Origin of the sequence: Delftia sp. JD2 (genome assembly GCF_001682645.1) — a bacterium.
Lineage (GTDB): Bacteria > Pseudomonadota > Gammaproteobacteria > Burkholderiales > Burkholderiaceae_C > Comamonas > Comamonas acidovorans.
The window spans coordinates 172,000-181,903 of sequence record NZ_LFJT01000005.1 but is presented as its reverse complement, the minus strand read 5'-3'; the positions used below and the strand labels follow the sequence as shown (position 1 = coordinate 181,903).

Genomic DNA, 9,904 nt, shown 5'->3' with positions numbered 1-9,904 from the left:
GCTGCCCTTGGCGGGCGCGCAGGCCACGGAGCCGGGCCTGCGCCTGCGCCTGCCGCTGGATGCCTCGCTGCAGTCGCTGGCCTCGGGGCCGGTGGCCGTGGTGGTGCAGCCGCGTGGCGCCGATGCGCTGCGCACCAGCGCCCTGCTGCTGCTGGAGCTGCAGCCGCTGCGCCAGCCGGGCGGCGCCATGGCGTCGCCGGCCGGCCTGGCCTCGGTGGCTTCGCTGTCGCCTGCGCTTGCGCAGGAGGTGCAGCAGATGCTGCAGCAGCGCAACGATCCCTGGCTGCACATGGCGGCGGCCCAGGCCTCGGGCGCCTTGCCGCGCGAGCGCCGCGCCTTCGAGCACCAGTCGCATTTCTGCACCACCGAAGGCTGCCAGTACGAGGGCCGCGCACCCTGCGCCCAGCCTTTTTGCAGCGAGATGAACCGTCTCTGGGACGTGTCGCGCACCGAGCGCAGCCGCTGACGACCTGGCCCCGGCCCGGGGCCGCCACGCAGCAAAACTGACCGGGCCTGACGGAGGCGTGGTCATCGCCGGCCCCAGCTTTCATAATGCCGGCTGTCGTTCGCCATCTGCGCGGATGACGTCTTTGGCCGGGATGTGCAATGAATGTGCGGCGATCATGCTGCGATCTGCATCCTGGCTGCCTCCAAGTCGCTGCAAGCCACCAGCCCGCCGCGCACCTTCCAGCCACCTCTGTCGTGGCAACCCCCGTCGCCGTTTGCGCATGCCCCCGGGCCGCGCCGGTGTTGTGCCATCTTTCATTTCCAGGAACCCGTTCAGGATGCGTTGTACCTCCCGCTTGACCCTTGCTTCTCTCGCCGTTGCGGCTGCCCTGCCGGTGGCTGCCCAGTCATCTGCCACAGGCTCCAACGTCACCATCAGCGGTTATCTCGACGCTGGCGTGTTCCGGGATTTCGACAAGACCAGCAAGCTGGGCACGATTCAGCGCAGCAACCTGGCGATTGCCGGTTTCGAGGACCTGGGCGGTGGCCTGAAGGCCACCTTCCGGCTGAGCACGCGCTTCGACCTGGACACGGGCCTGACCGAGGACTATCCGAAGAAGCCCTTCTGGCATGACGAGTCCACCGTGGGCCTGCAGGGCAGCTGGGGCCATCTGCGCCTGGGCCGCGCGCTCAGCGCCATGTGGAGCCAGGAGTGGCAGTTCGATCCCTGGGGCAACTTCAACCGCATTGCCTCGCCGGCCTGGCACATGGCCCACTACCTGACGCCGACCGACCGCGCCAGCAACAACGGCTCACCCGAGTACGGCCGCATGTCCAACGGCGTGTTCTACGACTCGCCCAAGTTCGGCGGCTTTTCGCTGCACCTGAGCGCCTCGCCCGAGCGCACCGAGGCGCCGGGCCGCCAGGGCCGTGCGCGCTCGGTGTCGGTCAACTACGACCAGGGCGCGGTGGCGGCCATGCTGGCGCACGAGCGCAACGGCAGCGGCGACACCGACCTGTACATGGGCGGCAAGTACCGCATCGGCACGGCAGCGGTGATGCTGGCCTATGACCGCAGCAAGTCGGGCACGCCCGGCACGGGGCCCGACAAGTCGCGCATGGTCTCGCTGGGCGCCACCTACGGCATCGGTGCGACCACGCTCAAGGCCAGCTATGCACGCCAGCGGCTGGACCGCGATACCAACAACATGCTGTCGCTGGGCGCCGAGTACGCGCTGTCCAAGCGCACCATGCTCTACACCAGCCTGGGACACCAGCGCTACGAGAACCAGAGCTCGCGCACCGCTTTCGGCGTGGGCATGGCCCATTCCTTCTGATCAATGCGCTTCCCAGCGGCCTGACTGGGCAGCGCTGGTGATCCTGGCCAAGCCTGGAGCCGGCATGGGCTGAGGGGTTGCGGGCAGGGCGGTGAGTTCCAGGCCTTGCTCCAGCTTGAAGACGCTCACGGCCTGCTGCAGGCCATAGGCCTGTTCCTGCAGGGACTGGGCGGCGGCGGCGGCTTCCTCGACCAGGGCGGCGTTTTGCTGGGTGACCTGGTCCATCTGCGAGATGGCCTGGTTGATCTGCTCCAGGCCCGCCGTCTGCTCGACGCTGGCGGCCGTGATCTCTCCCATGATGTCGGTCACGTTGCGCACGCTGCTGACGATGTTCTGCATGGTCTGCCCGGCCTGGGCGACCAGGGCAGAGCCGGTGCTGACCTTGCCGTTGGAGTCCTCGATGAGCAGCTTGATCTCCTTGGCCGCATCGGCGCAGCGCCGCGCCAGGGCGCGCACTTCGGCAGCCACCACGGCAAAGCCCCGGCCCTGCTCGCCGGCACGCGCGGCTTCCACGGCCGCGTTGAGCGCGAGGATGTTGGTCTGAAAGGCGATGGCGTCGATCACGCCGATGATGTCGGCGATCTTGCGCGAGGAGGCATGGATGGCGCCCATGGTGTCCACCACCTGGGAGACCACCTCGCCGCCTTGCTGGGCGACGGCCGAGGCCGAGGCTGCCAGCTGGTTGGCCTGGCGCGCGTTGTCGGTGTTCTGACGCACCGTGACGGTGAGCTGCTCCATGGAGGCAGCGGTTTCTTCCAGCGAGCTGGCCTGGTGCTCGGTGCGCACCGAAAGATCGTTGTTGCCCGAGGCGATCTGGCTGGAGGCCGTGGCGATCGAGTCCGTGCCACTGCGCACCTGCCGGACGATGTGGATGAGGCTCTGGTCCATGCGGTGCAGTGCGTGCAGCAGCTGGCCTGTTTCGTCGGTGGTGGTGGCCTGGATGCGGCGCGTCAGGTCGCCTTCGGCCACGGCCTGGGCCACGCCCAGGGCCTCGTTCAGCGGACGCGCCACGATGCGCGCCAGCGTGAGCGCCAGGGCCAGCCCCAGCAAAATGCTGGCTCCCAGCAGGCCGACCACCCAGATGCGTGCGCTGCGGTAGAGGGCATTGGCGTGGTCGTTGGCCTGCTGTCCGCCTTCGTGGTCGATCTGCACCATGCGGTCGATCTGGTCATACAGGCGTCGGCTCAGCTCCAGCGATTCGCCCTGGGCCAGCACCAGGGCTTCGTCCTTGCGGCCATTGCGCGCCAGGGCCATGACCATGGCGTGCTCCTTGGCGTACTCGTTGCGCAGCCGGCCCAGTTCGTCGTAGGCGGCCTTCTCCGGCGCGGAGCTGATGAAGCTGGCGTAGTTGTCGTAGCTGGTCTGGGTCTTCTTCCACAGCTCGCCCATGATCCTGTCGAAGGCACCGATGTCCTGCTCGCTGGTGGATATCAGGTACTGCAGCTCGTTGACGCGGTAGCGGGCCGTGGTGGCGCGGATGTCGAGCAACATGCGTGATGAAGGCATCCAGCGCGTGGCGATATCGATGGACGCCTGGTTGATCCGGCTGAGCTGCAGCACGGCATAGAGGCCCACGAAGGTGGTCAGCGCCAGGACGGCCACGAAGGCCAGCAGCAGCTTGGAGGAGATCTTGAGATTGCGAAAGGCTTGCATGGCGAAGTCCTGTAGGCGTGTCCCTTGAACGGCAAGGGGAAAAAAGGCGTGCAGCAGGGCGCACCTTGCCTGCCGTGCAGAGCAAGGTGGAACGGGTATCAGCGAAAGAGAAAACGAGGGCCGCAGTGCCCGCTCAGGGTGGGAACCAGCCCGAGGTCCGGCAGATGCGGCCCTTGATGCGGGGCCTCATGGCGCAGGCCCTGTCCGTGCGCCTGCGCTGCGGCAGGCGCTTCGCGGGCATGCCGCAGCAGTGGGGAAGATGCAGAGGATTGCGAACCATCCGCCTGCACCGTTTGGCACGCGGATACCCGCTGCAGCCAGGCGTTCGGCGGCGGCTGCCGCGCGCTGGGGGCGGGCATTGCGGGTAGTTGTCCTAGGGACTTCGGACAGGGAGAAAGTGGCTATCTGCATCTGTGGTGGGAATTATTTCCGCACCGTCTGAGGATGAGGATGCCCGCCATCTGATTTTGGATAGGACGTGTCCTAAAAGCCGTTTGCAGGCCCGCAGCCCAGCCATCCGCGTCCGCGGGTGGCCGGCTTCAAGGCATCGGAAACTTCAGCGCATCAAGGCGACCGGCGTCTGTCGCCAGTCGCTCAGACCACGCCCTTGCCGCGCAGGGCCTGCAGCTGCTGTGCATCCAGGCCCAGGCGCTCGCGCAGCACCTCGTCCGTGTGCTGGCCCAGGGCCGGCGGCGCATGGCGCAGCGTGGTGGGCGTGTCCGACAGGCGCAGCGGGCTGGCCGTGGTCACCACGCGGTTGATGGTCTCGCCCGCAGGCGGCGTGGCGCCCGGATAGCGCTCCTGCTCCACGCGCAGGCCGCGCGCGCGCACCTGCGCATCGTCGAAGGCCTGGCCGATGTGGTTGATGGGGCCGCAGGGCACGGCCTTGTCCTCCAGCAGCGCGATCCACTCGGCCGTGGGCCGGCCGCGCGTGAGTTCGGCCATCAGCGGGATCAGCGCGTCGCGGTGGATGACGCGGCCGGCATTGGTGGCAAAGCGCTCGTCGCGCGCCCAGTCCACGCCGGCGGCCCCGCAAAAGCGCGCGAACTGGCCGTCGTTGCCGATGGCCAGCAGCATGCGGCCGTCGGCCGTGGGGAAGTCCTGGTAGGGCACGACGCTGGGGTGGGTGTTGCCCTGGCGGCCCGGCACATGGCCGGTGTTCAGGAAGCCGGCGCCCTGGTTGGCCAGCACGGCCATGGCCACGTCCAGCAAGGCCATGTCGATGTGCTGGCCCCGCCCCGTGTGGTGGCGCGCCTCCACGGCGCCCAGGATGGCCGTGGTCGCATACATGCCGGTGAACAGGTCGATCACGGCCACGCCCACGCGCAGCGGGCCGCCGCCGGGCTCGCTGTCGGCGCGGCCCGTGATGCTCATGAGGCCGCTCATGGCCTGCACCAGCAGGTCGTAGCCGGCGCGCGGCGCATACGGCCCGGTCTGGCCGAAGCCCGTGACCGAGCAGTAGATCAGGCGCGGGTTCAGCGCGCTCAGCGAGGCGTAGTCCAGGCCGTAGCGCTTGAGGCCCCCGGTCTTGAAGTTCTCCACCACCACATCGCTTTGCATGGCCAGCTCGCGGATCAGCTGCTGGCCCTCGGCCGTGGCCATGTCCACGGTGACCGATCGCTTGTTGCGGTTGCAGGCCGCGAAGTACACGGCGTTGTCCGAGGGATTGCCTTGCGCATCGGGGAAGAAGGGCGGGCCCCAGTGGCGCGTGTCGTCGCCCTCGCCGGGCTTTTCGATCTTGATCACGTCGGCCCCCATGTCGGCCAGGTTCTGGGTGCACCAGGGGCCGGCCAGCACGCGCGAGAGGTCGAGTACGCGCAGATGGCCTAGCGCTCCTGCGGTCTGGGTGGCCGTGTTGTTGATGGGGCTGGGGGAGGGGGTTTCTGTGTGGTTCATGGGCTGAGGCGGCTATCCCGGGCAGATGGGCCCATGCTACGGCGCGCGGGCCTGCTGCGGCTTCGCATTTGTGAAAGCGCGCGTTCGCGCACGGGCCGGCACTGCGGTTTGTACTGACGCGCGCGGCTCAGTGCCGGAGCCTGCGGCTTTCTACAATGCCGGATGGCCATGCATTTCGATCTTGTGGATCTGCGCCTTATGGTGCACATCGCCGACGCCAACAGCATGACGCGTGGCGCGGAACTTTCCTTCATCTCCCTGCCGGCGGCCAGCACCCGCATCAAGAACCTGGAAGAGAGCATCGGCACCAAGCTGCTGTACCGCACCAGCCAGGGCGTGACGCTGACGCCGCCGGGCCAGGCCTTCGTCACCCATGCGCGCATGGTGCTGGGCCAGATCGAGCATCTGCGCGGCGACATGCAGGAGTACGTGCGCGGCATCAAGGGCCATGTGCGGGTGTTTGCCAACACCACCTCGCTGGGCGAGTTCCTGCCGCCCGTGCTGCGCCATTACCTGCGCCGCAATCCCGACGTGAACATCGACCTGCGCGAGCGCCTGTCGCACGACATCGTGCGTGCCGTGACCGAGGGGCAGACCGACATCGGCATCGTCGCCGGCCTGGTGCGCACCGAGAACCTGGAGACCCTGCCCTACCGCCGCGACCGCCTGGTGCTGGTCGTGCCGCGCGGCCATGCGCTCGATGGCGAGATGCAGATGGCCTTTGCCGACACGCTGGACCTGGACCATGTGGGCCTGCACGAATCCAGCGCCATCCATGCCTTCCTGCGCCAGGCCAGCGACCAGCTGCACCGGCCCATCAAGCAGCGCATCCAGGTGGGCAACTTCGAGACGGCCTGCCGCATGATCGAGTCCGGCGTGGGCGTGGGCGTGCTGCCCGAATCGGCCGCCAGCCGCCATGCGCATTCCATGGACATCGCCATCGTGCCGCTGTCCGATGCCTGGTCGGTGCGCGAGATGCAGATCTGCGTGCGCAGCCTGGAGGCCCTGCCGTCCTTCGCCCAGGAGCTGGTGGAGCTGCTGGTGGCCGACGCACAGGGCCGGCTCACGCTGGAGTAGCCGCCGGCCAACAGCAGCCCGCCGACCGCTGCCCGTTCAGTCGGCCTGGGCCGTGTCCCGGTCCAGCGTGGTCGGTGCCAGCCAGTATTTGAAAGTGCCGGTGGCCGTGGCCACGAGCTTTCCGTCTTCATCGAGCAACTGCGCCGCGCAGCTGCACAGGCTGCGGCTGGCATGCACCACCCAGCCTTCGGCCAGCAGCGCGCCCTTGCCCGGGCGGTGGAAGCGGCTGCTCATCTCCACCGTCACGGCGGTCTGCGATGGCGCACCGGGCAGCTCGCCCGCGGCGCGCGACATCACGGAGTCCAGCAGCGTCATGAGCACGCCGCCGTGCGCGGCGGGCAGCTGGTTGAGCAGTTCCTCTCGCATGTGGGGCAGGCGCACATGGACCTTGCCGGGCGGCGCGGGCACCTGCGAGGCGCCGATCAGCCGCATGAAGGCATTGCGGTCGGGGGGCGGTGCGTTCATGTGGCTCATGCGGCGCGCGCCTCGCGCACCATGTTGCGCGCGATGATGACCTGCTGGATCTGGGTCGTGCCTTCGTACAGGCGGAACAGCCGCACGTCGCGGTAGAAGCGCTCGATGCCGAACTCGGCCAGGTAGCCCGAGCCGCCCAGGATCTGCACGGCGCGGTCGGCCACGCGGCCCACCATCTCGGTGGCGAACATCTTGCAGCACGAGGCCTCGGTGGAGACGTTGCGGCCCTCGTCACGGCGGCGCGCGGCGTCGATCACCATGCACTCGGCTGCATACAGCTCGGCCTGACTGTCGGCCAGCATGGCCTGCACCAGCTGGAACTCGCAGATGGGCTGGCCGAACTGCTTGCGCTCCAGCGCATAGTTCAGCGCGTCGCGCAGGATGCGCTGCGCCACGCCCACGCTCACGGCCGCGATGTGGATGCGGCCCTTGTCCAGCACCTTCATGGCGGTCTTGAAGCCCTGGCCTTCCTTCAGGCCGATGAGGTTGGCCGCCGGCACGCGCACGTTGTCGAAGAACACGTCGCAGGTGTGCGCGCCCTTCTGGCCCATCTTCACGTCGTTCTTGCCGAAGCTGATGCCCGGCGACTTCGCATCCACGATGAAGGCCGAGACGCCGCCCGCGCCCTTGTTGGCCGGGTCGGTGCGCGCCATCAGCGTGAACATGCCCGCATGCGGCGCATTGGTGATGAAGCGCTTGTTGCCGTTGACCACATAGTGGTCCCCATCCCTGATGGCGGTGGTGCGCAGCGAGGCCGCGTCCGATCCCGCCTCGGGCTCGGTCAGCGCGAACGAGGCCATGATCTCGCCCGTGGCCAGCTTGGGCAGCCAGGCCGCCTGCTGCTCGGGCGTGCCGTCGATGAGGATGCCCTGCGAGCCTATGCCCACGGTCGTGCCGATCACCGAGCGGAAGGCCGGCGCGGTCTGGCACAGCTCGAAGAGCACGCGCACCTCTTCCTCCATGGTCAGCTCCAGCCCGCCGAACTGCTCGGGGATGGTCATGCCGAACAGGCCCAGGTTGCGCATCTCCTGCACGATGGACTCGGGAATCTCGTCGGTCTCGGCCACTTCGTTCTCGGCGGGCACCAGGCGCTCGCGCACAAAGCGGCGCACGCTGTCCAGCAGGGCTTCGAGGGTTTCTTGGTCGCGGATCATTGCGGTGTTCTTTCTTCTCTCTACGGAATCAAAGCGCCTCGGCCGTACCCAGCACAGCCGTGGACTGGCTGGAAAGGGTGCCGCCATTGCCATGGACCACGGCCGTGCGGTGGCGTCCCAGCTGGCGCTGGCCGGCCTCGCCGCGCAGCTGGCGCACGGCCTCGATCAGCGCAAAGATGCCGTACATGCCCGGGTGCACGCAGGACAGGCCGCCGCCGTTGGTGTTGACGGCCAGCCGCCCGCCGGGCGCGATACCGCCCTTGGACACGAAGGCGCCGCCCTCGCCCTTGGCGCAAAAGCCCAGGTCCTCCAGGAACAGCAGGGTGTTGATGGTGAAGGCGTCGTAGACCTGGGCCATGTCCATGTCGGCAGCGGTGAGCCCCGCCATGGCAAAGGCCTGGGCGCCCGACTGCGCGGCGGCCGTGGTGGTCAGGTCGGGCATGCAGGAGATCTGGCGGTTCCAGATGGCCGTGGCATTGCCCAGCACGTAGACGGGGGGGCGCGGCAGGTCGCGGGCGCGGTCGCCGCGTACCAGCACGATGGCGCCCGCGCCGTCCGTCACCAGGCAGCAGTCGCGCACGCTCAAGGGGCTGGCGATGGGGCGGGCCGAGAGCACGTCCTCGATGGTCAGCGGGTCGCGCATGAAGGCTTCGGGGTTGAGCTGGGCCCAGGCACGCGCGGCCACGGCCACCTCGGCCAGTTGCTCGCGCGTGGTGCCGAACTCGTGCATGTGGCGCGCGGCCGCCAGCGCATAGGCGGTCACGGGCAGCACGGGCTCGTAGGGGAACTCGTAGGGCTGCGGGTCCAGGAATCGCCGCGCCGCCTGGCCTTCCTTGCGGCCGAAGGTGGCCGAGCGCTGAGCGCTGCCGTAGCACACCAGCACGGCCTTGCACTGGCCGGCCTCCAGCGCGCGGATGGCGGGCAGCAGATGGGCGATGAAGCTGCTGCCGCCGATCATCGTGCCGTCCACATAGGTGGGGTTGATGCCCAGGTGCTCGATCACGGGCATGGTCCACATGCTGGCGTTGACGCTGCAGGTGGCCAGGCCGTCGATGTCCTGCATGGTCAGGCCCGCATCGGCCACGGCCGCATGGGCGGCGCGCACCAGCAGGGTCATGTCGTCCATGCCGGGTGCCTCGCCACAGCCATAGGTGGCGGCGCCGGCAATAGCCACGCGCCCGCGCAGCGGGCGGTTCACGGCGGCGGCGTCCAGGGTGGATTGGGGGATGCGGGTGTTCATGCTGCACCTCCCTGCGATCCCTGTGCCGCCTGTCCGAGCGCGGGCTGGAACAGCACCAGGCCGCGTCCTTCCTTGCTCGCCACATGGGCGCTCACGCGCTGGCCTATGCGCACGTCGGCCGGCGCAATGCCTTCGACGCGGCCCATCATGCGCACGCCTTCGTCCAGGTCGATCAGGGCCACGTTGTAGTCGCCACCGGCATCGCTCTTGCGCGCGACGGTGCTGGTGGAGTAGACCGTGCCCTGGCCGCTGGCGCGCACCCAGCGCAGCGGGCTGGCGCCGCAGTGTGGGCACAGCTCGCGCGGGGTGAAGACATGGCGCGTGCATTGCGGGCACTGCTGTATGCAGAAGCGGCCGGCATCGAGTTCGGCCTGGTAGTGGGTCTGTGCGCTCAGGTGCATGGGCGGTGTTTCCGTTCTCGGTGTTCTTGGCGCTGCACCCGGCACGCGGGCGCAGCGGCTGTCCGCCAGCATGCCCGCATCGCGGGGCCGCTTCAATTCGCCAATCTGGAAGGGTGGCTTCACCAGCGCCGGCGCCCGGCTGTCAACCCAGGGTTGCTGCCTAGGCGGGCCGGCGGGCACGGCTGCTATGGTGTTTATGCATTCCCGGCCTTTTCTTCATACCCG

At 68.7% G+C, this 9,904-nt stretch carries 8 protein-coding genes and 1 pseudogene; 3 read left to right on the top strand and 6 right to left on the bottom strand.

Annotated elements, in window-relative coordinates; all coding sequences use genetic code 11:
* Together ACM14_RS04795 and ACM14_RS04790 are read left to right on the top strand one after the other, a co-directional pair.
* A pseudogene (locus tag ACM14_RS04795) lies at positions 1-466 on the top strand (Fe-S oxidoreductase); the annotation flags it as partial.
* A gap of 319 nt (positions 467-785) precedes the next feature.
* Entirely contained in the window at positions 786-1,784 is a 999-nt protein-coding gene (locus ACM14_RS04790; protein WP_012202110.1) for a porin, read from the top strand.
* Here ACM14_RS04790 and ACM14_RS04785 read toward each other — a convergent pair whose 3' ends face one another.
* Positions 1,785-3,437: a methyl-accepting chemotaxis protein gene (locus ACM14_RS04785; protein WP_013800064.1), complete on the bottom strand. Its 1,653-nt coding sequence runs from the start codon at positions 3,435-3,437 to the stop codon at positions 1,785-1,787. It abuts the gene before it with no gap.
* Positions 3,438-4,031: 594 nt separating this feature from the next.
* Positions 4,032-5,333: a CaiB/BaiF CoA-transferase family protein gene (locus tag ACM14_RS04780; RefSeq protein WP_065345485.1), complete on the bottom strand. Its 1,302-nt coding sequence runs from the start codon at positions 5,331-5,333 to the stop codon at positions 4,032-4,034.
* Between the two features lie 162 nt (positions 5,334-5,495).
* Here ACM14_RS04780 and ACM14_RS04775 point away from each other — a divergent pair, with 162 nt between their 5' ends.
* A complete protein-coding gene (locus ACM14_RS04775) occupies positions 5,496-6,410 on the top strand; it encodes a LysR family transcriptional regulator (protein WP_012202113.1) in 915 nt (304 codons plus the stop codon).
* A gap of 36 nt (positions 6,411-6,446) precedes the next feature.
* On the opposite strand, the gene ACM14_RS04770 is transcribed toward ACM14_RS04775, so the two are convergent.
* From ACM14_RS04770 to ACM14_RS04755, 4 genes are read right to left on the bottom strand one after another with little or no spacing between them, the layout of a single operon-like run.
* On the bottom strand, positions 6,447-6,875 hold the full coding sequence (locus ACM14_RS04770) for a PaaI family thioesterase (protein WP_065345484.1): 429 nt from the start codon (positions 6,873-6,875) through the stop codon (positions 6,447-6,449).
* Between the two features lie 5 nt (positions 6,876-6,880).
* On the bottom strand, positions 6,881-8,038 hold the full coding sequence (locus ACM14_RS04765) for an acyl-CoA dehydrogenase family protein (RefSeq protein WP_013800068.1): 1,158 nt from the start codon (positions 8,036-8,038) through the stop codon (positions 6,881-6,883).
* A 28-nt stretch (positions 8,039-8,066) separates the two neighbouring features.
* Entirely contained in the window at positions 8,067-9,278 is a 1,212-nt protein-coding gene (locus ACM14_RS04760) for a thiolase (RefSeq protein WP_065345483.1), read from the bottom strand.
* Positions 9,275-9,679: a Zn-ribbon domain-containing OB-fold protein gene (locus ACM14_RS04755; protein ID WP_065345482.1), complete on the bottom strand. Its 405-nt coding sequence runs from the start codon at positions 9,677-9,679 to the stop codon at positions 9,275-9,277. Before ACM14_RS04755 ends, ACM14_RS04760 begins: the two co-directional genes overlap by 4 nt.
* Positions 9,680-9,904: the final 225 nt, after the last annotated feature.

Bases quoted from the DNA above. Each gene is read 5' to 3' on its own strand.
- ACM14_RS04780 (WP_065345485.1), bottom strand. From the start codon at position 5,333: ATGAACCACACAGAAACCCCCTCCCCCAGCCCCATCAACAACACGGCC.
- ACM14_RS04770 (WP_065345484.1), bottom strand. From the start codon at position 6,875: ATGAACGCACCGCCCCCCGACCGCAATGCCTTCATGCGGCTGATCGGC.
- ACM14_RS04790 (WP_012202110.1), top strand. From the start codon at position 786: ATGCGTTGTACCTCCCGCTTGACCCTTGCTTCTCTCGCCGTTGCGGCT.
- ACM14_RS04775 (WP_012202113.1), top strand. From the start codon at position 5,496: ATGGCCATGCATTTCGATCTTGTGGATCTGCGCCTTATGGTGCACATC.
- ACM14_RS04760 (WP_065345483.1), bottom strand. From the start codon at position 9,278: ATGAACACCCGCATCCCCCAATCCACCCTGGACGCCGCCGCCGTGAAC.
- ACM14_RS04785 (WP_013800064.1), bottom strand. From the start codon at position 3,437: ATGCAAGCCTTTCGCAATCTCAAGATCTCCTCCAAGCTGCTGCTGGCC.
- ACM14_RS04755 (WP_065345482.1), bottom strand. From the start codon at position 9,679: ATGCACCTGAGCGCACAGACCCACTACCAGGCCGAACTCGATGCCGGC.
- ACM14_RS04765 (WP_013800068.1), bottom strand. From the start codon at position 8,038: ATGATCCGCGACCAAGAAACCCTCGAAGCCCTGCTGGACAGCGTGCGC.